Here is a 25,170-nt window from a genome sequence, read left to right as displayed (position 1 = left end):
CGACCACTGTTGCTATCCAACACCAAAAACAATAATGACAACAGGGCGACCTGATAATGAATGACATCGCTGCCGTAGCAGGACAATTGGCAAGACTCAGGGAATCCCTTCAGCAGAAACAGCTGGAACTCGACGGCGTACTGTCGTTTTCCGATGCAGAGCGTGCCCGTGGTATCCAGTTTATCAACAAGTTGATGCTCTCCTGCCGTGGCTTCGACCGCGAACTGGACAATCGCTTCGCCAAGCTCAAGCAGAAACTGGATAACAATCCCGCATTTACCGCGCTAGACGAGGATCTGCTGGCCATTGAAAAATTGCTGCAGCAGCACAGCAATGCGCTGGAAGAGTCGATCACCCTGACTCAAACTGCCATCGATCTTGGTTCCAAACAGCTGAAAACCATCAAGGGCTTCCCGGAAGAGACCCGCAAGTCCCTCAAGGAATTTCTGGCAAGTCCGGTCGGTTACGGCATTGCCGATCACCAGAAGAAGGTGATCAAGCTGCTGGAGTTCTACCAGCAGGCGATCAAGATCCAGCTGCTGCCAAGCCAGCCCCTGTTGACACAGTCAAGTGCAACTCAACAAGAAAGCGATACTGCCAGCAACGATGGCCAGCCCGATGTAGACCCGTTTGATCTAAAGGATCACGCTCGCATCGCCGATGAGCTGCAGCGGCTTATCACCGAACTCGACTTTGCCGGCGCCATCGGCGAGAGCCTGAGCGACATTCGCCGCCAGCTGCTGATCGGGATCAACCCTGCCCTGCTGGCGGAAACCTGCCTGCAGGTGATCGAGCTCATCATCGAAGGCACCCGTGAGGAGCGTAAAGCCTCCCGCGCCTTTCTCAGCTCCCTCAACGAGAGCCTCTCCGCGGTACATGTCGGCTTTACCGAATCCCTCGATGAGGGGCGTGCGCTGCAAAACGAAACCCGCGAGACCCGTGAGGCGCTGGTCAACGAGTTGCAGGCGATCGATCACTCCCTGGCCAGCCATAACTCCATCGATGCGCTCAAGCGCGCCATCTCCGGCCATATGGGCGCCATCAACCTGCTGCTTCAAGAACGGGAAAGTACCGCAGCACGGGAACGTCACCTGCTCACCCGCCTCTCCACCATGGAGTCCAAGCTGCGCTTGATGAAGGAGGAGACCGCCGAGTACAAGAAGCGGCTGACCATTCAAAAACACAAGCTGTTCCTCGACAGCCTGACCCAGGTGCACAACCGGGCCGCCCTCGATGAACGGCTGGAGCAGGAGTACAAACGTTGGCTTCGTTACCGCACTCCGCTCTGCATGGCGATCATCGACATCGATCACTTCAAGAATATCAATGACAACTACGGCCATATGGCGGGTGACAAGGCACTGAAAGTGGTCGCCAAAGCACTGCAGAGTGCACTGCGTGACACCGACTTCATCGCCCGCTTTGGTGGGGAAGAGTTCGTGGTGTTGCTGCCCAACATCAACCCGGACAAGTTCCAGAAGCCGCTGGAGACCCTGCGCCAGACCATCAAGAGCATCCCGTTCCGTTTTCGCGATGCCAAGGTGGAGATCACCATCTCCATCGGTGCAACCCTGTTCAAGGATGGGGACAACCCGTCAGATGTGTTCGAGCGGGCGGACAAGGCGCTCTACCACTCCAAGCACACCGGTCGGGATCAAGTGACACTGGCCTGACAAGCGGCTAAAAAAACAGCGAACAGTCGTCGCCCTATTTCCCTCCACCCTCTGTTACCACTACTATCGATCCCAGGGGATGCAACATAGCGTCCCCTTTTCTCCCCAGGGAAAAACACAACGATAACAAGTGAGTAAAGGGGAACCTATGATTACGCACATCAATCCCGTCGGCAGCATGGATTTGCTGTCACAGCTTGAGGTGGATCGCCTCAAGCAGACTGCCTCCAGCGATATCTATCAACTGTTTCGCAACTGCTCGCTGGCAGTGCTCAATTCCGGTAGCCATACCGACAGCTCCAAGGAGATCCTGGAGCGCTTCAAATCGTTCGATATTCATGTGATCCGGCGCGAGCGCGGGGTCAAGCTGGAACTGTTCAATGCCCCCGAGCACGCCTTTGTCGATGGCGAGATCATTCGCGGCATTCAGGAGCACCTCTTCTCGGTGCTGCGCGACATTCTCTATGTCTCCAATCAGCTCGAGTCCAACCGCCAGGTCAATCTGACCAACTCCACTCATATCTCCAACGTGGTGTTCGCCATTCTGCGCAACGCCAAGGTGATCCTGCCCGGCGCCGATCCCAACCTGATCGTCTGCTGGGGTGGCCACTCCATCAACGAGATCGAGTACCAGTACACCCGCGCCGTGGGCAGCGAGCTGGGCTTGCGTGAGCTGAACATCTGTACCGGCTGTGGCCCTGGCGCCATGGAGGGCCCGATGAAGGGGGCCGCCGTCGGCCATGCCAAACAGCGGGTAAGAAACGGCCGCTACATCGGCCTGACCGAACCCTCCATCATCGCGGCCGAACCGCCCAACCCCATCGTCAACGAGCTGGTGATCCTGCCGGATATCGAGAAACGGCTGGAAGCCTTCGTACGCCTCGGTCACGGCATCATCATCTTCCCGGGCGGGGTCGGCACCGCCGAAGAGCTGCTCTATCTGCTCGGCATCATGATGCATCCGGCCAACGAGCGGCAGCCGATGCCCATCATCCTGACCGGCCCGAAAGAGAGTGCCGACTACTTCCGTGCCATCGACGACTTCATCAAGGCGACCCTCGGTGAACCGGCGACCAAGCTCTACCGGATCATTGTCGGCGATGCACCGGAAGTGGCCCGGGTGATGAAAGAGGCGATGCCAAAAATCCGCGAATACCGCAAATCGGTCGGCGATGCCTACTCCTTCAACTGGTCCCTCAAGATTGAGCCGGAGTTCCAGCTCCCCTTCGAACCGGATCACGCCAGCATGGCCAGTCTGGATCTGCACCGCAACCAGCCACCCCAGTTGCTGGCCGCCAACCTGCGTCGTGCCTTCTCCGGCATCGTCGCCGGCAACGTCAAGGAAGGGGGCATTCGCGCCATCGAGAAGAAGGGCCCCTTCAAGCTGCACGGCGACAAGGAGCTGATGCACCTGATGGACAAGCTGCTGGAGAGCTTCGTCAAGCAGCAGCGGATGAAGCTGCCGGGCAGCCAGTATGTGCCCTGCTACGAAATTGTCCGCTAGGGTACAGATACATCATCGACAGAGGGGCGCATCGGCGCCCCTCTTTATTGGCTCAATGCCTTCCCGACCGCCATCAATCCCCCATAAGGCGAGCGGTTTGTTACAATGGGGCGTCCCGACCGTCAAGAGTGCCCCATGTCAACTATCCGGCCACACCTGCTCATCATCGATGCCCTCAACCTCATTCGCCGTCTGCACGCGGTACAGGCCCAGCAGGCACTGACCCCTGCCCAGGCGCTGGTTGCAACCCGCGCCAACCTTATCAATACCTGCCGCAAGCTGCTGGCCAATAGCGAGCCGACCCATGTCATTGCCGTGTTTGATGGCGAGGTGCATAGCTGGCGCAAGGAGGTCTATCCGGCCTACAAGGAGGGGCGAACTCCCATGCCCCCCGAACTGCGTGAAGGGCTGGCGACCCTGCAGGATGCCTTTTGGGAGTGCGGTGTCGATGCCCTGCTCTCCGAGACAGATGAAGCGGATGACCTTATCGCCACCCTCGCCAGCGGCATCGCCAGCCATGGCCATCAGGCGACCATCATCTCCACCGACAAGGGGTTCTGCCAACTGATCTGCCCGCATATCCGGGTGCGCGACTACTTCAACAAACGCTGGCTGGATGCGGCCTTCGTCCAGCAGCAATATGGGGTAGCCCCTGCTCAGCTGGTCGACTTCTGGGCCCTGACCGGTATCAGCGGTTCCAATATCAAGGGGGTTCCGGGGATCGGCCCCAAGACCGCCACCCAGCTGTTGCAGCAATATGGCAATCTGGCAGCCATGCTCGAAGCCTGCCAGCAAGAGGACGCCGCCAAGCCACTGATCAAACTGCGCCAACATCAGGATGAGGCCCTGCTGGCCCAGCGGCTGGTGCGCTTGCAGCGGGATATTCCGCTGGGATTCAACCTGCGGGACATCCGCTACCCGCCCCAGCCAGACTGAAGTGCCGAACAAAAATGCAGGCAAGGGCGTGAACCATGACGAGACTCACCCTCGCTGTTGATAAAAGTGAGTAGAATGTAAAGGAATGTGGTTGGTTTGCTGAGTAAATGCTATAAAGCAGCCCCATCCTCCCCTATACCCTGGAAGTGGAACCCTCTCATGTCCAAAAGAAAAATTACCGTGATCCCCGGCGACGGCATCGGCCCCAGCATCATTGAATCAGCCATCCAGATCCTGACCCATGCGGGCTGTGACTTTGAGTACGAATACGCTGATGCGGGTCTGGTTGCCCTCGAGAAGCATGGCGAGCTGCTGCCCCAGGCTACCCTGGATCTGATTGAGAAGAACAAGGTGAGCCTGAAAGGACCATTGACCACACCGGTCGGCGGCGGTTTTACCTCCATTAACGTCTCCCTGCGCAAGAAGTTCAACCTCTACGCCAACGTGCGTCCGGTCATCTCCTTCAAGGGCACCAGAAGCCGTTACGACAACATCGACATCATCACGGTGCGTGAAAACACCGAAGGGATGTACTCGGGTGCAGGTCAGAAGCGCAGTGATGACAACAAGAGTGCCGAGGCAATGAGCATCATCACCCGCGAAGGGGCCGAGCGCATCGTCAAGTTCGCCTTCGAGCTGGCCCGTCAGGAAGGGCGCAAGAAGGTCACCATCATCCACAAGGCGAACATCCTCAAGTCGACCTCCGGCCTGTTCCTCGAAGTGGCCCGTGAAATCGCCAGCCACTACCCGGATATCCAGAGCGAAGAGATGATCGTCGATGCCGCCTGCATGAATCTGGTGATGTACCCGGAGCGTTTCGATGTCATGGTCACCACCAACCTGTTCGGCGACATCCTCTCGGATCTTTGCGCCGGTCTGGTTGGCGGCCTTGGCATGGCGCCCGGCGCCAACATCGGCGATGGCGCGGCCATCTTCGAAGCGGTCCACGGCTCTGCCCCTGACATTGCAGGCAAGAACATTGCCAACCCGACCTCGGTGATCCTCGCCTCCATCCAGATGCTGGAGTACCTCGGCATGCAGGATAAAGCAGAGCGGATACGCGAAGCAGTACGAGCCACCATCGAATCCGGTGAGCGGGTCACTCGCGATCTGGGTGGAACGGCTTCCACCAGCGAATTCACCCAAGCTATCATCGATCGCCTGTGAGTTAATTCATTGATTTTAAAAGGGAGCTTCGGCTCCCTTTTTTATGTTTCCGAATCCTTTGCCACTCCCTAAACAGCAACTATGTTCAATAGAGAAAAAGAACAGGGAGTGTTTTTCATGAAGGGATACGGGTGCTATCTGGTGTCGGGCCTGATGCTAGTGTGTGGTACTGCCAGTGCTTTCGAGCAGGATCAACAGACCCAAACCGCCAAACTGCCACAGCAGGAAAAACGGACTGCCACCGAGGTATGGCGCTCGAGCCTGAATACCAACGACCTGCTCAAGGCACCCAAACCCCTGTCGTTTGGTATTGAAGTCTCCACCGACAACTTTGGCAATCAAAAGATCACCTCCTACCCGCAGCTCAATCTGACCCCGGAAAAGAGCGTCAGTCTGTCGGTCGAACGCTTCAGACCCAAGGTCAAGTTCAAGGCTGGCGGAATGAACACCGCCCTCAGGCTGAGAGGAGACGGGATAAAGATGCAATTCAATCCGGTCGACAAAACCATCCCGCTGCAGATAGAGATCAAGGTGACCGACGACGAATCCTCCCTGCGCCTCGATTACCGTTTCTGATATTTTCCGGCAGCCGAATAGCAAAAGGCCGACAGGTTTCCCTGTCGGCCTTGGTATTTATCGTACGGGCAGAACTGCTACATCACGCCTTGGGCTCGAGTTTGGAGACCCAGTACTTGTTGTAAACATGTACGGTGATCTCTTCTCGATCGTGATAGAGCTGCTTGGCCTGGATCACGAACGCGTTGTCGATCTCCTTGAGCATCTCGCGCAATACCTCGATATTGTGCACCGACTCGGCATAACGCTTCTTCATCGGCAGCTTGAGGTTGAACATCGCCTCCTGGCAGTCACCCTCACGGAACCAGTCCGCAATCATGTGAACGACCCGCGCCGGTTTATCGACCATGTCGCACACCAGCCAGTAGGTGTTCTTCTTGCTCGGACGCCAGACGAAACCGTCATCCCGGATATGCTTGACCTGACCGGTATCCATCAGGGATTGGGCCATCATGCCGTTGTCGACCGCCGTCACCATCATGCCACGACGCACCAGCTGATAGGTCCAGCCACCCGGGCAGGCGCCCAGATCCACCGCCTTCATGCCTGAGCAGAGACGCACATCCCACTCTTCCCGCGGCAAGAACACGTAAAACGCCTCCTCCAGCTTGAGGCTGGAGCGGCTCGGCGCATCGGCCGGGAAGCGCAGGCGCGGGATCCCCATGTGGAATCCGGAGTTGTTGAACGAATAGGAGTAGCCCAGCAACACGTGATCATTGGCCATAAAGAAGGCGTGGAACACCGGACGGTTTGGCGTCTCCTTCTTGGTCAGGATCTCGTTGCTGCGCAGCGCCTGACGCAGCGGCACGGTGAACTTGCGGCAGAAGGCCGACAGCTCTTTCGCTTCGTTGGTATCCGCAGTTTCGACCCGCAGATCGCCACAAATGGTGTAGTCACTCACCGCCTCAAGGATCGGGGAGATCCTGTCCGCGACATCCAGATCCTTCAGCTCATGGGTGACCACCAGCATCTGGCGGATGAAGATGAGCTCCCGGAACGGCAGCTTGCGAGCCAGCAGGTCCGCCTGCTCCTCGTCATACAGTTCGAAGATCACATAACCGCTGTCGTCCTTGACCCGGGCGAAACCGTAGCACTGCATGTTACCGGCACGCTCGGTGATCTCTGCAGCCGCCTCTTTCTCAAAACCGGGGCGGCAATAAAGCAGCAGATTATTCATTTTTTCCTCCAAGACGACAGCCAGCCCAGATCAGGGCCGCCCATCCCAACATAAAACAGAGGCCACCGGCCGGAGTAATCAACCCCAGCCCCTTGCTGCCAAGCAGCACCATGGCGTAAATACTGCCGGAGAATCCGATGATCCCCAGCACAAAAGCGGTGCCAGCCAGGTGGATCACCCTGCTGCGCACACCACACCAGCCCAGAACCAGCAGGGCCAATGCGTGAAAAAACTGATATTGCACGGCGGTATTGAACGCCGCCAGACGCTCGGGCGTAATGCCGGTCGCCGCCAATCCATGGGCGCCATAAGCCCCCAGCATGGTGGCCGTCAACCCGAAGAGACCGGCCAGTATCAGCCAATGTCGATGGATCTGCATCCTCACACTCCCTCTCTCATCACGGCTGGCAATCAAACCAACCCTCTCGTGCTATCCATGTCGGGCCACAAAATGGCTGATGGCCGCCGCTGCATGCTGCATATTCTCCTGCTCACTCACGCCACTGGCTTTACGCGGTTTGAAACCATGATCACCATCGGTCAACCAATGGACCGATACGGCGGGTGAGAAGGGGAAATCGGCCAGTTCGGCGCGACTACCGAAGGTATCGCGCTCCCCCTGCAACAGCAGAGTTGGCACTGCAATATGCTTGAGTACCTCGCCTCGCCAGCTGTCGGGCTTGGCCGGAGGGTGGAAAGGATACCCGAGAATGAGCAATCCTGCAGCATTCATCTCACCCTCGCCTTCACGATAGAGTTCTGCCGCCATCCGCCCCCCCATCGACTTGCCCGCCAGAAACAGCCGTGGATGGGCAAACTCGCGGATCATGTCGCGCCAATGGGCGAACAGCACAGGCGCTCTGTCCGGCGGGCGGCGCTTGCCATCCTGTGCACGCTTTGTCATGTAGGGAAAGTTGAAGCGCACCACTTCGATGTCGGGGCCAGCCAGCAGGCGTGACAACTCGGCAAGAAAAACATGATTCATCCCCGCGCCTGCCCCGTGGGCCAGCAAAATGCGAACGGGGGCATCAACTGCCCCCTCGAGGATCACATCAGGCATCGGCGAGCCTTGCCCTGCGACGCGCCTCTTCCTGCTCCACCAGCTCCAGCATCCAGTCGCGGAAGGCAACGATCTTGCCCTGATCCGACTGTTGTTCCTGGCACACCAGATAGAAAGCATTTTTGCTCACCAGCACCTGCTCGAACGGGCAGATAAGGCGGCCGGCCTCAATCTCCGGTTGTGCCAGCACGCTGTGGCCAAGCGCCACCCCCTGGCCGTGGATCGCCGCCTGGATCACCATGGTGGAGTGGCTGAAGATGGGCCCCTGATTGACGTTGGGGGCATCGATATCGAGCTGGCGGAACCAGGCCTTCCAGTCGCGGCGGGAGGTATCGTGCAGCAGGGTATGAAGAGTCAAATCTTGCGGCGTACGCAGCGGTTTGGGCCCGGTCAGCAGCAAGGGGGAGCAGACCGGGATCAGGTATTCGGTATGCAGCTTGTCCGAGCGCAGACCCGGCCAGTTGCCGCGCCCGTAGTAGATGGCCACATCCACATCGTCGGTGAGCGACCCTTCGTCAAGGTCGACCGCCTTGATCCGTACATCGATATCAGGATGACGCTCGCTGAATTTGACCAACCGCGGCACCAGCCACTGGATGGCGAAACTCGGCTGCAAACTGACAGTCAATGCCCCCTTGGCACTGCGGGCCAGCAGCTTGTCGGTCGCCTCTGAGATGGAGGCAAAGATGTCCTTGATATCCAGGAAATAGCCCTGCCCCTCTTCGGTCAGCAACAAGGAGCGATTTTTGCGGCGGAACAGCTTGATGCCAAGATACTCCTCCAGCGCCTTGATCTGGTGACTGATGGCAGCCTGAGTCACAAACAACTCTTCTGCTGCGCGGGTAAAGCTTAAGTGACGAGCCGCTGCTTCAAAGGCCTTGAGGGCATTGAGCGGGGGTAGACGACGAGACATGACACCAGCCGACGATGAGTTTTTCTAATGGGGCGCATTATAATTTGTCGGTTGCGGGTCGACCAGTGAATAAACATAATTCGCCCAGCAATCAGTCGTCATATGGCTCACATTTTCTACTACGTGTTGGTTTACATGTGTTTTTAGTGAGTCTTTCGACTGCGATTGTGGTGTTGTGTTTCTTCCTCTGCGGGAAGAGGGGCTCAAATCTCACCGGTTTGACCCAGTCTGTCATCTGAATGTGTTTGGCGCCTCCAGCTGGATGGCGCCTTTTTTCATCTCTTCTATACCTTGAACTGCCCCACCAGCTGCTGCTGTTTGTCAGCCAGCGCAGAGAGCTCGCGACCATTTTCGGCGGAGGTCGCCGCCTCGGCCCGTATGGTGTGGCTCACATCGCGAATGTTGCTGACGTTGCGGTTGATCTCGTCCGCCACCCGGCTCTGCTCCTGCGCCGCCCGGGCAATCTGCTCGTTCATCTGATGGATGGTGGAGACCGACTGGATAATCTGCTCCAGCACCTGCACCGAGAGATCCACCTTGGCGAGCGTCTCGTCAGCCTGACCATGACCATCGCGGATCGCCTTGACCACGGCGCCGGTACCGGATTGCAGTTGGCTGATCAGGGTCTGTATCTCGACGATGGCATTCTGGGTGCGACCCGCCAGATTGCGCACCTCATCAGCCACCACGGCAAAGCCACGGCCCTGCTCACCGGCCCGCGCCGCTTCAATAGCCGCATTCAGCGCCAGCAAGTTGGTCTGCTCGGCAATCCCCTGGATCACGATAAGAATGTCATTAATGTTGTCGCTGTTGGCCGAGAGCCGCTCCACCACCGGCTGAGCATCGTTGATGATGGTCATCAGCTTGCGCATCGCCTCCTGGGTGTCGGCAACGACATATTTGCCCTCTTGCGCCGCGGCGTCAGTGGTGTTGGCAGCCGCCACCGCCGAGCCGGCATTACCGGAGACCTGCAACGCCGTGGCGCTCAGCTCTTCAAATGCCGTCGCCACCAGATCGATCTCCTGATACTGGGCCTGCATGCCGCTGCTGGTGCGCTCGGCCACCTGCGCAGCTCGCTCGGCACTGTTACGCGTACCGGAGACGGTATCAATCACCTGACTGATGGTGGATTGCAACTTGTTGAGGAAGCTGTTGAACCACTTGGCCAGTTCGCCGATCTCGTCTTGCCGCTGGATCTCGATACGCTGGGTCAAATCCCCCTCGCCGCTGGCGATATCCTTGAGACGGGCAACTACAGCGCGGATGGGCGCCACAATCTGGCGCGCCATCAACCAGATAAAGCTCAGGGCCACCAGCGAGATCAGCACTCCAATCGACAACTGCGAGACCACGCTGCGATTGGCCTCACTGGCCAGCTCATCTTGCAGTTGCTGGGCCGAAGCCAGCACTACGGCCCGTGGCAATTCAATGTAGATGCCCCATTTACGGTCGGTGCCACGCATGGATACCGGGACAAAGGTCTGCAACAAGGTGCCATCGCTGCTCCAGCGAGTCAGCTCCTGCCCCTGACTGAGCCAGCCTTTCAGCTCGCTGGCCAGCCCCTGATACTTCTGATCCAACCCGCGCCCCATGGTCACATCGAACTCATCGGCTCCCGCCACGCGCCCCTCGTGACTGACCAGCAATATTCTGCCCTTGCCCTCATAGAGCTCCTTGTCCATGGTGCTGACCAGACTCTGCAAAGTGGCCAGCGAGATATCGACCCCGACCATCCCCAGCAAGGTCTCCTGCTCCAGCAGCGGGACCGTCACCGAGGTCATCAATATCTGTTTATCGCCCACATCGTCCAGATAGGGCTCCAGCAGGCAGAGGGCACGGGTGCGAATACTGCAGCGATACCACTCGTTTTCGATTCCACCCGCCTCGGTCGGGCTCTCATCGGCCAGTACATCCTCATTCTGCACTTCCGGCTCAATCTTGCCGTTGTCATAGGCCCAGTAACTGGAAAAACGCCCCTTGTCGTTGGAACCCAGCGCCGTTGAGCCCTGATAGTTGCTGTCTTCCCCATCCAGCTGATCAGGCTCGAACACCGCGTAGACACCAAGCAGATTGGTCGATGAGGCAACGGCATCGTGCAGTTGCTGATTGACGGCGCTGCGCAGCGCCTCCGAATGGACAAAGTTCTCGGCCGCATTCTTGCGCTGGAACAACACGCTCTCCGCCAGCAAACTGGCGCGGAAATAGGCCTCATCGAGATAGCTGGTCACCTTGGCCGCCTGCTCCGAGCCCATCGCCTTCATCCAGTTCTCGGCCGACTGCTGCGCCTCATGCATGGTGGCTTGCCGCACCTGCTGTTGCATCTTGTTCGCGTTGTAAATCGAAGAGGCAACCAGAGCGGCGGCTGTCACCAACAGACAGCAACCGGCGATCAGGGTAATCCGACCCTGGACAGAAAGAGCGCTCATGCCAATATTCCTACGTCATACAGATATGGATAGATTATCGACTTTATAAACAAAAACTTAACTCTCTCACAGCAAATCCAGCGAGAGTTGATTAACTTCACCCTCTTTTGGCAAACCCACCACCAAGCCCAGCAGGCGAACCGAACGCCCTTGCGCCCGCTGTAACCCCTCTTTGAGCAGGGGAACGAACAAGGCTGGCTGATAGCCACCCTGACTGCGATAGACAGTGGTCTGGTGGAAATCGGCAAACTTGAGCTTGATTCCCTGCCCCATCACCTGCTCGGCAGGGCACGCCAGCTGAAATCGCCGCTCAAGCTCCGGCAGCAGTTGCTGCAAGACCGTCAGGCAGGCGGCTTCGTCACAAACATCGCTCGCCAGGGTGGTCTCCACCCCGATGGTTTTGCGGATCCGGTGCGCCTGCACCGGCTGTTCATCCAGCCCCCAGATCCGGGTCGTCAGCATCTCCCCCAGCTTGCCAAAACGGCTGCACAGTTCTTGTGCCGACAAGGCCCGCGCATCCTCACAGGTGTAGAGCCCCTGAGCCTCCAGCCGCTCGGCGGTCTTGCGCCCCACCCCGGGCAGTTTGCCAAGTGGCAACTGGCAGACAAATTCGGCCACTTCGTCGGGACGAATGACAAACAGACCATCAGGCTTGCGCTGCTCCGAGGCGAGCTTGGCGAGAAACTTGTTGGGGGCCACTCCGGCCGAGGCGGTCAACCCCAGTTCGGTGACGATGGCTTGCCGGATCTCTTGTGCCATCAGGGTGGCGCTGCCGCCACAGCAACGACTGTGGGTCACATCGAGGTAAGCTTCGTCCAGTGACAGCGGTTCAACCTGATCGGTATAGCGGAGGAAAATGGCCCTGAGCTGACGGGAGATATCCTTGTACACCGCCATTCGCCCCGGGATCAGTACCAGCGGCGGGCAGAGTTTTTTCGCCAGCGCGCTTGGCATGGCGGAGCGCACCCCGAACCGGCGCGCCACATAGTTGCAGGTCGAGATGACACCGCGCCGCTCGGAGGCCCCACCGATGGCGAGCGGCACCTCCCGCAACGCCGGATTGTCCCGCATCTCCACCGCGGCAAAAAAGCAGTCCATGTCGATATGGATGATCTTGCGCATACCACTGTATAAATAAACAGACATGGCATCATCTTACCCCAAGGATAACCGCGGCTCTATCTCTCTCGTTGCGGCTAAAATAGTAGACTCCAAGGAGACCTTTACCACCACAATGACAAGGAGCGTTCGGGATGAAATATCTTTGGCTGGGACTCTGTTTGCTGCCGTTGACCGGCATCGGCAAGAACAACCCGACAGCAGAGTGCCGCTGGCTGTACGACCGGATTGAGATACTGGAACAGGCTATCAAGAAAGGGGACAAGCTCGGCACAGAGCAAGAGTTGTCACGCTGGCGTGAAGAGTTTCGCAAGAAGGAGTGCAAACAGTACGACTACTGAGCCGGACAAGATGGCGTGACCGACAACGGCAGATAACAAGCGGGCCCCGATCAAGATGACCGGGGCCCGTTTTCAAAGCATGGCCAGCTTGATTCTGCAGCAGAGTGCGCTCAAGGCTGCACCATAGGGCCAGCCACGGCGGTAGCCACGTCATCACCGCGCAGCACCCGAACCAGTTCAAGGGCAAACTCGATGGCACTGCCCGGCCCCTGACTGGTGATAAGGCGATGAGCCTCATCCCTGACGACCCGCTCACGTGACAGCTGCGATGTCGGTAGTCGGGACTGAAAGCCGGGATGACAGGTGACGATGGCACCATCCAGCAGGCCGTGATGTTGCAACACCACCACAGGGGCGGCGCAGATGGCAGCGCGCCAGCGACCAAGAGCGGCCTGCTCTTTGAGCAGATCGATGGCCAGCGGGGTATCGCGGATCACTTCGCTGCCGGGCAAACCACCGGGTACCACGATGGCTTCAAAGTCCCGACGAGTCAGCTCGTCGATATGACAATCAGCCACCAGCTGCACCCCGCGCGATGCCTTCACCTGCCGAGATCCGGCAGGGCAACAAGAAGCCAGCACCACCTCGATACTGGCGCGCACCAGGGTATCGACAATCGCGACCGTCTCTATCTCTTCCGACCCGGGGGCCACCAGCACCAGTACACTCACGTTCGCCTCCTTGCAGCTTGCTCTGCCATGTAAAAGATCAGACGGCCTGACTCTTCTCTTTGATCGCCTGATAGAGACCCTGATTGACTGGCACGGCGATGCCATGCCGGGCTGCCTTGGACAACAGGAAGCCGGTGATGGCCTCAATCTCGGTCTCGCGTCCCAGCTCCATATCCTGATGCATGGAGGAGTAATTGTCAGCGGTCAGTTCCACCACTGTCAGCACCCGGCGTTGCAACTCATCTGCCGTGGTCGCAACTCCTTCGGCACACATCACATCCGCCACTTCCACACAGATCTGCTGCAGGGCATCGGCAAAACGGGGGCCAGCCAGCTCGCCATTTTTCAGCTTGTAGAGGGCCGTCAGGGGATTGATGGCACAGTTGATGGCCAGCTTTTGCCACTGGCGCGTCAATACCTGCTCATCCCAACCAGCCTGCCCCAGTGCCAGCGCCAGCTCATCCGCGAGCGCGGCGTGGGCCTTGGCTGCGTCGTTGATCGGGCCAAGCCAGGTTTCACCCTTGCCAGTATGACGGAAGACAAAATGGCCGCACTGCATGGCGCCATGGCTGGTGACACCGGCAATCACCGGATTGTGCGGGAACATCTCGACCACCTGCTCGGCAATGCCCATCCCGTTGTGCAGCAGCACGATCGGCACGCCGGCATCCAGATTGCCCACCAGCGGCGTCAGTGCGGCAATCACCTGACTGGCCTTGGTCATCACCAGCAGACGCTGGATCTTGCCGGGTTTGCTGACAAATCCGCGCTCAATATTGAGCAGCTGGACATGTCCCTCCAGCGAGGTGAAATCGATCCCCGGATGGAGCGTGGACTTATGATGTTCGCGCAACAAGACACGGGTAGATTGACCACTCTGGGTCAGCAGGGAGGCAAAAACGCCGCCGAGGGCGCCACAACCCAACAGTGACCACTTCGGAGTAACGGGTGGAATAACGGGCTGTCGGGAATTTTTTAATCCGCTTGGCATGGTGTGACTCTGTCAGGGTAAGGGTTGCAATCCTCTCAACCTGTTACCGGGGATAAGTGAAGATGTCGCTGATGGACACTAACGGGTCCACCTGTCCTGTGCGCAGGGGATTCTAGCAGAGCAACCCCATCAAAATCAGCAAATTTGCCCGTTTTCTGGTAGATTTGCCCCCCGATAACGCAACATGAGGAGCTCCGGCTATGCCGTCATTCGATATTGTCTCTGAAGTCAAAATGAACGAGGTGTTGAACGCAGTCGACAACGCCAATCGTGAACTGGCCACCCGTTTCGATTTTCGTGGGGTAGAAGCCAGCTTCGAGTTGAACAAGGAAGAGGTAAAGCTGGAAGCCGATGCCGATTTCCAGCTCAAGCAGATGGTAGAAATCCTGCGCGGTGCCCTGCTCAAGCGCAACATCGAAAACAGCTCCATGGAAGTGGGTGACTCCGTTCACTCCGGCAAACGCTTCCACCTGACCGTCAAGTTCAAGCAGGGGATCGAGAAAGAGATCGCCAAGAAGCTGGTCAAGCTGATCAAGGACTCCAAGATCAAGGTACAGGTCGCCATCCAGGGTGATGAAGTACGTGTCACCGGCAAGAAGCGTGACGATCTGCAAGAGACCATGGCACTGGTCCGTGGCGCCGAACTGGGTCAACCGATGCAGTTCCAGAACTTCCGCGACTGATTTATCCACTCAGCCGTGGCGCACTTGATGACTCGCGCCACGCTATCTAAATCGCGGCCATAAAAAAACCGGAGCAGATGCTCCGGTTTTTTGTACCCCAAGTTTTATTAGAACTTGTAGGTAACAGAGAAGTAGTGGCCGAAACCGGTAGTCTTCAGGTGATTCTTACCGTCGAAAGAGTGACCATTATCGATACCGTAGATTTCGTTGAAGTACTTCAGACCGTAACCAACCGCGTAGCGATCGGAGTGCCAGTAGATACCGTGGAAGGTACCCAGACCGTCAGAGTGAGTAGACTCTTTCATGCCCCAGGTGTAATCCAGATAGCCTTGGTAAGAGACGAAGCTGCCATTGGAGAAGGTGTAGAAAGGTTTGAACCAGTTCATGGAGAACTGCTGACCGTTCCAACCTTCACCGCCAGTGAATACTTTCTCACCGTCATCATTGATGCTGCCAGATTCGTTGACATGGCGTTTGTACAGGTTCATACCAACCTTGCCAAACCACGGTACCTGTACGTCAGTACCCAGACCAACCATGGACTCAAACAATCCATGCGGACCACCCACGTTAAAGAGAGTAGCAACATAGACTTCCTGAACTGGGCCAAAAGAGAGATCCTGACCAGTCAGCGCATCCAGAGAAACACGGGGAGCAAACTTCATGTAGAGGTTGTCGCCGTTGTGCTTGTCGCTGTGCTTGGAGTCAAAAATATCAAAAACGTCGACATAACCATACAGGTCAAAAATACCGGAACGACCACCAAACTCCATTTCCAGATAAGTGTCGTTATAGCCACCGGTTTCGTTGCTATAAGGCATCTGGTCAATCGTATGCATTACGTTGAACTGATACCACTTGTAATCATTCTTGTGGATATCACCGCTGTAGTCAGCAGCGAAGGCCGGGGTAGCGGCAGCAGCCAGCAGACCGGCAGCGATCAGAGTCTTGGTAAATTTGGCCATTTTATTGGTCTCTTGTGCGTTAGTTGAGGTTTTCCGTAGCCTGCCCACAAGGAGCGAGAGGGATTCTAATCAAATAAAATTGGGGGTGAAACAACTTCTCGGGAACTTTATCCGGAAGTGTGAATCTAATCACCCCCGATTCTACGCAAACGCTTGCTATTTGTCAGCCGTTGAGAGCAACTCACTCCCTTTTCTGGCGACAAGCACAATCAACAACAACACTGGCAAGCCCAATAAACTGGTTCCGACAAAGAAGGCACTGTAGCCAATCTGCTCCACAACCTGCCCGGAAAAACCGGCCAGCAACTTGGGTAGCAGCAACATTACCGAGCTGAACAGGGCGTACTGAGTGGCCGAAAATGCCACATTGGTCAGGCTGGAGAGATAGGTCACAAAGGCCGCAGTAGCGATACCGGCACTGAGGTTATCCAGCGAGATGATCAGGGTCAGCAGTTCCAGGTTGTGACCAACCTGATTGAGCAGAGCAAACAGCAGGTTGGTGCTGGCAGTGAGCAGCGCCCCCAAGAACAGGATGCGCAGCGTACCGAAGCGCATCACCAGCACGCCCCCCAGCGCAGCCCCCACTAGCGTCATGATGACGCCAAACACCTTGGTAATAGTGGCAACCTCAGTCTTGCTGAACTGCATATCCACATAGAAGCTGTTGGACATCACCCCCATCACCACATCGGCAACCCGATAGCAGGCGATCAGAGCCAGGATCAGCAGCGCCGAGCTGCCATAGCGACGAAAGAAGTCGGCAAACGGACACCAGATCGCCTCATAAGCCCAGGCCCCCGCACTCGCCAGCAGCGCAGGCCACCCTTTTTCCAGGAGCTGCGCCTTGCGTTCGGCCTGTTGTTTGCCCTGCTCGGCCAGATCGATATCCGGCTCGTGGCAAAACAGCGTGGTGATGACCCCGAGTGACATCAGACCCGCCATCACCAGATAGGTAATCTGCCAGCCACGATAGTCATAGCCACTATTGCTGCCAAACCACGCCGCCAGCGCCAGCGCACCGGCGCCCGCCATGATCATCGCCAGTCGGTAACCGGTCATGTAAGAAGCAGCCATCGCCGCCTGTAGCCGCTCGGGGGCGGATTCGATGCGATAGGCGTCGATGACGATATCCTGCGTGGCCGAGGCAAAGGCCACCAGCAGGGCAAACATCGCCAGCTGGGCCAGCTCGGTCTTGGGATCGCAGAACGCCATGCCTACCAGCGCGGCGGCAATCAGCAGCTGGGAGAAGAACATCCAGCTGCGGCGACGCCCCAGCAGCGTGGAGAGCAACGGCAGCGGCATGCGATCCACCAGCGGCGACCACAACCACTTAAAGCCATAGGCAAGCGCCACCCAGCTCATATAGCCGATATCGGTCAGGCTGACATCGGCCTCGCGCAACCAGAATGAGAGGGTACCGAACACCAGCAGCAGCGGCAGACCCGATGAAAAACCCATGGCAAAGAGAATAAACACCCGAAATTCTAGATAGACGGCGAGGGACTCTCTCCAGCTTGGTTTGCGGATCATGTTCAACTACCTGACGACTTTGGAAAAGTGCGTCATTTTGGCAGGTTGATGGCAGATAGCCAAGGCAAGCAAAGAGATAGACAAAAGAAGCCCGGATAGAGAAAAGGCCCATCCCGAACGGGATGAGCCTTGTATTGTGATCTGACGAGGCGAGGTGACGAACCGCGTCCGGCGAGGATTACTTGCCCGCTTTCTTGTCGACTTTCTTGTCTGCCGGAGTTTCTGCCAGCAAGAACACCTTCTTCAGAATGATGGGACTGGTCGGCACATCGTTGGCACGCAGAATGGGGCTGTAACCGGTCTGTACCTGAGCAAGCTTGTCCAACACCTCCATCCCCTGCACCACCTGACCGAACACGGTATAACCCGCGGCGCCACCGGCGTTGAGGTTATTGTTGTCGACCAGATTGAAGTAGAACTGGCGAGTAGCGCTGTCGACCGCCTGGGTGCGAGCCATAGCGATGGAGCCACGCTTGTTGGGCAGACCGCCGCGCGACTCGTTGACCACAGGCTCATAAGTCGGCAGTTGCTGGAACTGCTGGTTGTAGCCCCCACCCTGCACCACGAAATCCTGGATCACCCGGTGGAAGATGCTGCCGTCATAGCTGCCATCAGCCACGTAACGCAGGAAGTTCTTCACCGTCTGGGGCGCCTGCTTGGACGCCAGCTCCACCACGATATTGCCGTGGTTGGTCTCCATTCTGACTTTCGGGCCCGCGAACGCCAGCGGGGCGATCAGCATGGCCAGCAACCAAAGTTTTTTCATCATCAGACCCCTGCACCGTTCGGTTGACCTTTCAGGTAACCGCGCAGCGCATCATCGGCCATGATCTGCTGCAGCACGCTACCCAGTTGCAGGTTCAGTGTAGACTCCAGATCGGCCATGCTTGGCTCGCTCGGGCTCTCCTTGCTGGAGGACATGTTGAACTGCTTGGTCAGACGGTTGCCCTGGAAATCGGCGATCACCTGCAGGCTGACGCGGGACTTGGTGACATAGGTAAAGGTCTTCTCTTCCACATTGACTGCGGCGTTGGATATCACCAGCGTCAGGTTGGTGGTGCCACTGTTGCCCACTTCCAGACCCTGGCTGCGCAGCCCTTCGGCCAGCCGCTCGGCCATCAGCAGGTTGAGCGGACGCTCACTGTTGACCAGCACGGGCGCTTTCTCTTTATGTTTGATGGAAAAGACGTAGGCAGCCTCACGCTTGTCTACCCCTTCCATGGTGATGCGATTGCCAGAGTAGTATTGCTGGTTGGCGGGGATCACCTGCGGATTGAGCAGCGCCGTCTCCGGCCAATGAGTGGCACACCCGCCCAGCATCAGGGCGGCCAGCAGCAAGAGTGACTTTTTCATCATGGTTTCCTTTGGCTTTAGCGTTTGATGGCTTTCAAAATAACGAATTTGCTGTTCGACGCAACGACTTGTGCGTTGGCAAACAAGCGCTTGAGTTTGTTGTGATAGTCCAGATGACGGTTGCCTACTATCCAGAGTTCACCCCCTTGAGGCAACACCCGGTGCGCATCGCTGAACATCTGCCAGGCGATATGATCGGTGATCGCCTGTAGCTGATGGAAAGGAGGGTTGCAGAGGATCCGATCCGCCGAGCCGACCGCCACCCCGTCGAGACAGTTATTGACCATAAAGCGGGCGCGCGGCAGTGCATCAGGCAGATTGTGCTCAACGTTGAGCTGTGCCGAGGCAACGGCCATATAGGATTCATCGATAAAGGTCACCTCCACCTCGCTGTCTTTGGCGAGCAGCGACAGACCCAGCACCCCGTTGCCACAGCCCAGATCGATCACCTTGCGGGCACTGTGGATGGGCAGGTTGTCCAGCATAAAGCGAGCACCAATATCGAGACTGGTGCGCGAGAAGACATTGGCATGGTTGTGGATATGCATGCCACTCCCCTCCAGCGGCCAGACAGTCGGGAAGGGGTTGGCCAGCGCGGGACGTTCTGCCTGCGGCTCGCAGTGAATGAGGCGCGCCTTCTTCCAGGCCAGCGAGGTACGGGTAGGCCCCAGATACTTCTCGAACAACTTGAGGGTGGAGGTATGAATATCCTTCGCCTTGCCGGCAGCGATAACGCGGGTTGCCGGTGTCACCACCTCCCGCAGCACCAGCAGTTGCTGCTCCAGCAGTGCCTGATATTTGGAGACCTTGATCACCACCAGCGCAGGGGCATCGGGCAGCGGCGCCAGCGCATCCTGCAAGCGGATACCACCCGCATCCAGTCCGTTTTCGGCCAGATTGGCCAGGGTCGCCCGCTCACTGATGTAGGAGTCGGTGACGCAGCAGGGGGAGTGCGGATGCAGATAGGCGGCGAGCGCGCCAAAACCGTCATTCATGATGATGACGGGGCCCGCCTGCTCGAGGGGAGACTCCGCCAGGGTGTTGATCAGGTATTCGTCAGCCGCATCCCAGGCTTGCAGGGTCTCCTGACTCTGGCGCGGATAGCGGTAGAGCGTGAGCTGGCAATGGGGAGTGTCGAGAAGGGTTTGCATAGGAAGAGTCCAACCTCGGCTTGATTCGTGTATACAGGCGCCAGGGGCGACGCAAAGTGGCGCTATTCTAGCGAGGAGCAGGAATTTCACCAGTTCGATGCGCATCAAGGGGGCAACTGACGGGTGATTTCCCTCTTATGGGGGCTTATTCCATCCCGCGACTGCCGATAGAATGGCCCGACATTCACTCTGGAAGCCGATCCGATGACCATCCAACAACTGATTGAAGCCAAGCTGACCGCCGCCCTCTCCCCCACCGTGCTGGAGGTGATCAACGAGAGCCACATGCACCGTGTGGAACCGGGATCTGAGAGCCACTTCAAGGTGGTGATCGTCAGCGAGCAATTTGCAGGGCAGCGGCTGCTGGCCCGTCATCGTCAGGTCAATGCGGTGCTGGCCGATGAGCTGGCCGGTGCCGTTCATGCACTGGCGTTGCATACCTACACAGAGACCGAGTGGCAGGAAAAAGGCCACGCCCCGCGCACCCCGAGCTGCGTTGGCAAACCGTCACTCTCCTGAAACCGGTTGTACCACAGGATTTCCCTCGAGAACCTGCTAACAAAAATTAAACATATTTCCCCCATTGGCCCCGAAAAGGCTACATCCAAGGGGGTATATTTCGGCATCAAGGCTTTTTGCTGATAGTGGAGACAACGGCAAATACCCCCATCGAGGTATCGAAATAAAAAAACCTTTAAAACCACTACTTACAAGGTGTCGGGGGCTTATTCATTGCAGGTTAATTTTGTGATGGCACGGGGATTTTGCCCATTTGGCATGGCAGAAAATGCACCTTAAGTGGTAAACTCAAGCGCTTTTGAGTGAGCCTGCATGTTGAATAATTGTTGAGCCTGCCCACCTGGCACAACCACAACATCGACTCATTCAACCACCCGTCGTGATGTATTTCTCGGCGCTAACCAACCTCTCCCGTAACGGTAGTGCAAGTAAGTATGATTACAATCAAAAGAGGACTGGACATCCCCGTGCTGGGTGCGCCAGAGCAAGTAATCTACGATGGCCCCGCCATCACCCGTGTTGCGACACTGGGCGAGGAGTTTGTGGGGATGCGACCTACTATGTTCGTCAAAGTAGGTGATCGCGTCATCAAAGGTCAGGATCTTTTTGAAGACAAGAAGAATCCGGGCGTTAAATTCACAGCTCCTGCCACCGGTGTGGTTTCAGAGATCAACCGTGGTGCCAAACGTGTTCTCCAGTCTGTGGTCATCGACCTCGACGGTTCCGATGAACAGGTGACGTTTGAGCATTTTGCCTCTGCCGAGCTGGCCAAGCTCGAGCGCAGCAAGGTGCAAGAGATCCTGGTCGCATCAGGTCAGTGGACTGCGTTGCGTACCCGTCCGTTCAGCAAAGTCCCCGCGGTAGCGTCTGCCCCGCGCGCCATCTTTGTGACTGCAATGGACACCAACCCGCTGGCAGCCGATGCCGAGCTGATTATCAAGGAACAGCCGCAGGCCTTCCTCGATGGTCTGGCCGTATTGACCCGTCTGACCGACGGCGCCGTCTACGTCTGTAAAGGCGAAGGCAGTCTGCCCCACTCTCCGCTGGCTCAGGTCAAGGAAGAGATTTTCGTTGGTCCGCACCCTGCCGGTCTGCCGGGTACCCATATCCACTTCCTGGATCCGGTCAGCAGCACCAAGGTGCAGTGGCACATCAACTATCAGGATGTGATCGCATTCGGCAAGCTGTTCACCACCGGTCAGATCTTCACTGACAAGGTGATCGCGCTGGCTGGCCCGAACGTGCTCAAGCCGCGTCTGTTGCGTACCCGTCTGGGCGCCTGCATCAGCCAGCTCACCAACAATGAGCTGCGTGCCGACGAAAACCGTATCATCTCCGGTTCTATCCTGAGTGGTGCCAAAGCCGAAGGTGTTCACGACTACCTGGGCCGCTACCACAATCAGGTTTGCGTGCTGGGTGAAGGTCGCGAGAAAGAGTTCCTGGGCTGGATCAACCCCAGCGCCAACAAGTTCTCTATCACCCGTACCACCCTCTCTCATCTGATGAAGGGCAAGCTGATCAACTTCACCACCACTACCAACGGTAGTGACCGTTCCATGGTGCCTATCGGCAACTATGAGCGGGTGATGCCACTCGACATCCTGCCGACCCTGCTGCTGCGGGACATGGTCTCCGGCGATACCGACGGTGCGCAAGCACTGGGCTGCCTGGAGCTGGATGAGGAAGATTTGGCGCTCTGTACCTTTGTCTGCCCCGGCAAGACAGAGTACGGCCCGATCTTGCGTGAGTGCCTGACCAAGATTGAACTGGAAGGTTAAGCGATGAGTTTCAAGCAACTTCTTGAAAATATGGAACACCACTTCGAACCGGGTGGAAAGTACGCCAAGTACTATGCCCTGTTCGAAGCGGCGTACACCCTGTTCTACACCCCGGGTAGCGTTACCCGCAACGCCTCCCACGTTCGTGATGCGCTCGATCTGAAGCGCATGATGATCATGGTGTGGCTGGCCGTGTTCCCGGCCATGTTCTGGGGCATGTACAACGTTGGTAACCAGGCGATTGCCGCCATTGCCCACATGGGCTCGGCTGCTGGTGCCAGCAGCTGGCAATATGCCCTGGCTACCATGCTGGGCGCCTCCCTCGATCCGGCTGTAGCCGGTATCGGCAGCAAGATGCTGATTGGCGCCACCCACTTCTTCCCGATCTACATGACCGTCTTCTTTGTCGGTGGTTTCTGGGAAGTGCTGTTCGCCATGGTGCGCAAACACGAGATCAACGAAGGCTTCTTCGTGACCTCCATTCTGTTTGCCCTGATCGTGCCGCCCGAGCTGCCCCTGTGGCAAGCTGCGCTGGGTATCACCTTCGGTGTGGTGATGGCCAAAGAGGTGTTCGGTGGTACCGGCAAGAACTTCCTGAACCCGGCGCTGGCTGGTCGTGCGTTCCTGTTCTTCGCCTACCCGGGCCAGATTTCCGGTGACGCCGTGTGGGTTGCCGTTGACGGCTTCTCCGGCGCGACTGCCCTGAGCCAGTGGGCCCAAGGCGGCCAGATGGCACTGATCAACGGTGCAACCGGCCAGGCTATCAGCTGGATGGACGCTTTCCTGGGTAACCTGCCGGGTTCCATCGGTGAAGTCTCTACCCTGATGATCCTGCTGGGTGCGGCCATGATCGTCTACATGCGCATCGCCTCCTGGCGCATCATCGCCGGCGTGATGATCGGTATGATCGCCACCTCCCTGCTGTTCAACGTCATCGGTTCCGATACCAACCCCATGTTCAACATGCCGTGGCACTGGCATCTGGTACTGGGTGGCTTCGCCTTCGGTATGGCCTTCATGGCGACCGACCCTGTCTCCGCAGCCTTTACCAACAAAGGCAAGTGGTGGTATGGCGCCCTGATCGGCGTAATGGTCGTGCTGGTTCGCGTGGTTAACCCTGCGTTCCCGGAAGGCATGATGCTGGCCATTCTGTTTGCGAACCTGTTTGCTCCCCTGTTTGACCACTTCGTCGCTCAGGCAAACATCAAGCGGAGGATTGCTCGTGGCGTTTAATAAAGATTCAACCCTCGGCACCGTCAGCGTGGTCACCGGCCTGTGTCTGGCCTGTTCCATCGTGGTATCCGTTGCCGCCGTGGGCCTGCGTTCTACCCAGCAGGAAAACAAGGCGCTGGACAAGCAGAGCAACATTCTCGCCGTAGCCGGTGTGGATGTGAGCGAAGTGGCCAAACGCGACCTGGCCAAACTGTACGGCGAGAAGATCGAAGCGCGTCTGGTGGATCTGGCAACCGGTGACTTTGTTGACGGCGATGCCGACAACTTCGACACCAAGCTGGCAGCCAAAGATCCGGCCCGCAGCATCCGTCTTGCCGCCGCTGACGACAAGGCCAGCCTGCGTCAGATCTCCAAGCAGATCCCGGTATTCTTCGCCAAGGATGCCGAAGGCAAGATCGACAGTATCATCCTGCCCATCTACGGTCAGGGTCTGTGGTCGACCATGTATGCCTTCGTCGCCGTTGCCGCTGATGGCCAGACCATCAAGGGCATCACCTACTATGACCACGGTGAAACACCGGGTCTGGGTGGCGAGATCGAAAACCCGGCCTGGCAGGCGCTGTTCAAGGACAAGAAACTGTTCGACCAGAATGGCATGCCGGCGCTGCGCGTCATCAAGGGCCATGCTCCGGCGGGCTCCGAGCACGAGATCGATGGTCTCTCCGGTGCCACCCTGACCGGTAACGGCGTACAGCATACCTTCGACTTCTGGATGGGTCCCAAGGGCTTCGGTCCTTTCCTGGCCAAGGTTCGTGCAGGAGAAATCAACAATGGCTGACAAGAGCGAAATGAAGAAGTTGCTGTTGACGCCTGTGCTGGGCAACAACCCCATCGCCTTGCAGGTGCTGGGCGTCTGTTCTGCACTGGCGGTTACCAGCCAGATGAAAACTGCGTTTGTAATGACCCTCGCGGTCATGGCGGTCACCGCCTTCTCAAACCTGTTCATCTCCCTGATCCGCAACCAGATCCCGAACAGCGTCCGGATTATCGTACAGATGGCGATCATCGCCTCACTGGTTATCGTGGTTGACCAGGTGCTCAAGGCGTACGCCTATGACATCTCCAAGCAACTGTCGGTCTTCGTGGGTCTGATCATCACCAACTGTATCGTAATGGGCCGCGCTGAAGCATACGCCATGAAGAGTGCACCGCTGCCCTCCTTCCTGGATGGTATCGGCAACGGTCTGGGCTATGGCGCCATTCTGCTGAGCGTCGCGACCGTGCGTGAACTGCTGGGCTCCGGCACCTGGTTCGGCATCGAGCTGCTGCCGCTGGTGAACAATGGTGGCTGGTATGTGCCCAACGGCCTGCTGCTGCTGCCGCCGAGTGCATTCTTCATCATTGGTCTGATCATTTGGGGCGTGCGCACCAAGGATCCCAAGCAGGTGGAGGCGAAGGATTAAG

25 protein-coding genes are annotated in these 25,170 nt (G+C 57.6%); 12 read left to right on the top strand and 13 right to left on the bottom strand.

Annotated elements, in window-relative coordinates:
• Positions 1-56 precede the first annotated feature (56 nt).
• From ACB040_RS11920 to ACB040_RS11900, 5 genes are all read left to right on the top strand, one after another.
• The gene (locus ACB040_RS11920; protein ID WP_103251876.1) at positions 57-1,673 is read left to right on the top strand and encodes a diguanylate cyclase; all 1,617 of its coding nucleotides are present in this window, start codon (positions 57-59) and stop codon (positions 1,671-1,673) included.
• A gap of 148 nt (positions 1,674-1,821) precedes the next feature.
• Positions 1,822-3,177 (top strand): nucleotide 5'-monophosphate nucleosidase PpnN, encoded by a 1,356-nt coding sequence (ppnN, locus tag ACB040_RS11915; protein ID WP_005338611.1) that lies wholly within the window; start codon positions 1,822-1,824, stop codon positions 3,175-3,177.
• A 135-nt stretch (positions 3,178-3,312) separates the two neighbouring features.
• Positions 3,313-4,113 carry a flap endonuclease Xni gene (xni, locus tag ACB040_RS11910; RefSeq protein WP_040068493.1) on the top strand — a complete coding sequence of 267 codons (801 nt, stop codon included), beginning with the start codon at positions 3,313-3,315 and terminating at the stop codon, positions 4,111-4,113.
• A gap of 159 nt (positions 4,114-4,272) precedes the next feature.
• Complete coding sequence (locus ACB040_RS11905; RefSeq protein WP_267516976.1) at positions 4,273-5,280, top strand: isocitrate dehydrogenase; 1,008 nt, start codon at positions 4,273-4,275, stop codon at positions 5,278-5,280.
• Between the two features lie 117 nt (positions 5,281-5,397).
• Positions 5,398-5,856, top strand: coding sequence for a hypothetical protein (locus tag ACB040_RS11900; protein WP_005349721.1), 459 nt, complete (start codon positions 5,398-5,400; stop codon positions 5,854-5,856).
• Between the two features lie 82 nt (positions 5,857-5,938).
• Here ACB040_RS11900 and rlmM read toward each other — a convergent pair whose 3' ends face one another.
• The 6 genes from rlmM to dinB all read right to left on the bottom strand — a co-directional run bounded on the left by rlmM (position 5,939) and on the right by dinB (position 12,554).
• Positions 5,939-7,033, bottom strand: coding sequence for a 23S rRNA (cytidine(2498)-2'-O)-methyltransferase RlmM (gene rlmM / locus ACB040_RS11895; protein WP_338774038.1), 1,095 nt, complete (start codon positions 7,031-7,033; stop codon positions 5,939-5,941).
• Positions 7,026-7,412 carry a DUF423 domain-containing protein gene (locus tag ACB040_RS11890; RefSeq protein ID WP_005358623.1) on the bottom strand — a complete coding sequence of 129 codons (387 nt, stop codon included), beginning with the start codon at positions 7,410-7,412 and terminating at the stop codon, positions 7,026-7,028. The genes rlmM and ACB040_RS11890 overlap by 8 nt, the downstream gene beginning before the upstream one ends.
• 51 nt (positions 7,413-7,463) lie before the next feature.
• Positions 7,464-8,093, bottom strand: a complete 630-nt coding sequence (locus ACB040_RS11885) for an alpha/beta family hydrolase (RefSeq protein ID WP_338774034.1) — start codon at positions 8,091-8,093, stop codon at positions 7,464-7,466.
• A complete protein-coding gene (locus ACB040_RS11880; protein ID WP_005338622.1) occupies positions 8,086-9,006 on the bottom strand; it encodes a transcriptional regulator GcvA in 921 nt (306 codons plus the stop codon). The genes ACB040_RS11885 and ACB040_RS11880 overlap by 8 nt, the downstream gene beginning before the upstream one ends.
• A gap of 284 nt (positions 9,007-9,290) precedes the next feature.
• Positions 9,291-11,432 (bottom strand): methyl-accepting chemotaxis protein, encoded by a 2,142-nt coding sequence (locus tag ACB040_RS11875; RefSeq protein WP_204385168.1) that lies wholly within the window; start codon positions 11,430-11,432, stop codon positions 9,291-9,293.
• Between the two features lie 66 nt (positions 11,433-11,498).
• Entirely contained in the window at positions 11,499-12,554 is a 1,056-nt protein-coding gene (dinB, locus tag ACB040_RS11870) for a DNA polymerase IV (RefSeq protein ID WP_031227617.1), read from the bottom strand.
• A 131-nt stretch (positions 12,555-12,685) separates the two neighbouring features.
• Here dinB and ACB040_RS11865 point away from each other — a divergent pair, with 131 nt between their 5' ends.
• The gene (locus ACB040_RS11865) at positions 12,686-12,892 is read left to right on the top strand and encodes a hypothetical protein (RefSeq protein ID WP_058058255.1); all 207 of its coding nucleotides are present in this window, start codon (positions 12,686-12,688) and stop codon (positions 12,890-12,892) included.
• 110 nt (positions 12,893-13,002) lie between these two features.
• Here the strand turns inward: ACB040_RS11865 and ACB040_RS11860 are convergent, their stop codons facing one another.
• Positions 13,003-13,563 carry a DJ-1 family glyoxalase III gene (locus tag ACB040_RS11860; RefSeq protein ID WP_088869978.1) on the bottom strand — a complete coding sequence of 187 codons (561 nt, stop codon included), beginning with the start codon at positions 13,561-13,563 and terminating at the stop codon, positions 13,003-13,005.
• Positions 13,564-13,600: 37 nt separating this feature from the next.
• A complete protein-coding gene (locus ACB040_RS11855; RefSeq protein ID WP_371154892.1) occupies positions 13,601-14,554 on the bottom strand; it encodes a ketopantoate reductase family protein in 954 nt (317 codons plus the stop codon).
• Positions 14,555-14,754: 200 nt separating this feature from the next.
• Here ACB040_RS11855 and ACB040_RS11850 point away from each other — a divergent pair, with 200 nt between their 5' ends.
• Complete coding sequence (locus ACB040_RS11850) at positions 14,755-15,237, top strand: YajQ family cyclic di-GMP-binding protein (RefSeq protein WP_005338634.1); 483 nt, start codon at positions 14,755-14,757, stop codon at positions 15,235-15,237.
• A gap of 107 nt (positions 15,238-15,344) precedes the next feature.
• Here the strand turns inward: ACB040_RS11850 and ACB040_RS11845 are convergent, their stop codons facing one another.
• From ACB040_RS11845 to ACB040_RS11825, 5 genes are all read right to left on the bottom strand, one after another.
• Positions 15,345-16,202 (bottom strand): outer membrane protein OmpK, encoded by an 858-nt coding sequence (locus tag ACB040_RS11845; RefSeq protein WP_201937321.1) that lies wholly within the window; start codon positions 16,200-16,202, stop codon positions 15,345-15,347.
• A gap of 156 nt (positions 16,203-16,358) precedes the next feature.
• A complete protein-coding gene (locus tag ACB040_RS11840; protein ID WP_371154889.1) occupies positions 16,359-17,738 on the bottom strand; it encodes an MFS transporter in 1,380 nt (459 codons plus the stop codon).
• A 172-nt stretch (positions 17,739-17,910) separates the two neighbouring features.
• Complete coding sequence (locus tag ACB040_RS11835) at positions 17,911-18,498, bottom strand: peptidylprolyl isomerase (protein ID WP_201932827.1); 588 nt, start codon at positions 18,496-18,498, stop codon at positions 17,911-17,913.
• A 2-nt stretch (positions 18,499-18,500) separates the two neighbouring features.
• Positions 18,501-19,085, bottom strand: a complete 585-nt coding sequence (locus ACB040_RS11830; RefSeq protein ID WP_005349692.1) for a YajG family lipoprotein — start codon at positions 19,083-19,085, stop codon at positions 18,501-18,503.
• A gap of 17 nt (positions 19,086-19,102) precedes the next feature.
• Positions 19,103-20,236, bottom strand: a complete 1,134-nt coding sequence (locus ACB040_RS11825; RefSeq protein ID WP_371154887.1) for a methyltransferase — start codon at positions 20,234-20,236, stop codon at positions 19,103-19,105.
• A 204-nt stretch (positions 20,237-20,440) separates the two neighbouring features.
• On the opposite strand from ACB040_RS11825, the gene ACB040_RS11820 reads away from it, so the two are divergent.
• The 5 genes from ACB040_RS11820 (at position 20,441) to ACB040_RS11800 (ending at position 25,169) form a co-directional block, all read left to right on the top strand.
• Positions 20,441-20,755: a BolA family transcriptional regulator gene (locus ACB040_RS11820; RefSeq protein WP_005349687.1), complete on the top strand. Its 315-nt coding sequence runs from the start codon at positions 20,441-20,443 to the stop codon at positions 20,753-20,755.
• Between the two features lie 434 nt (positions 20,756-21,189).
• Positions 21,190-22,533 (top strand): Na(+)-translocating NADH-quinone reductase subunit A, encoded by a 1,344-nt coding sequence (locus tag ACB040_RS11815; RefSeq protein WP_005349684.1) that lies wholly within the window; start codon positions 21,190-21,192, stop codon positions 22,531-22,533.
• A gap of 3 nt (positions 22,534-22,536) precedes the next feature.
• Positions 22,537-23,766: an NADH:ubiquinone reductase (Na(+)-transporting) subunit B gene (locus ACB040_RS11810; RefSeq protein WP_069554298.1), complete on the top strand. Its 1,230-nt coding sequence runs from the start codon at positions 22,537-22,539 to the stop codon at positions 23,764-23,766.
• Positions 23,756-24,544 carry a Na(+)-translocating NADH-quinone reductase subunit C gene (locus ACB040_RS11805; protein ID WP_005349682.1) on the top strand — a complete coding sequence of 263 codons (789 nt, stop codon included), beginning with the start codon at positions 23,756-23,758 and terminating at the stop codon, positions 24,542-24,544. Before ACB040_RS11810 ends, ACB040_RS11805 begins: the two co-directional genes overlap by 11 nt.
• A complete protein-coding gene (locus ACB040_RS11800; protein ID WP_005338644.1) occupies positions 24,537-25,169 on the top strand; it encodes an NADH:ubiquinone reductase (Na(+)-transporting) subunit D in 633 nt (210 codons plus the stop codon). The genes ACB040_RS11805 and ACB040_RS11800 overlap by 8 nt, the downstream gene beginning before the upstream one ends.
• Position 25,170 lies beyond the last annotated feature (1 nt).

The organism is Aeromonas sp. S11(2024), from assembly GCF_041402345.1.
In the GTDB taxonomy this organism is placed as follows: Bacteria; Pseudomonadota; Gammaproteobacteria; order Enterobacterales; family Aeromonadaceae; genus Aeromonas; species Aeromonas veronii.
This window is presented reverse-complemented; position numbering and strand designations above follow the sequence as displayed.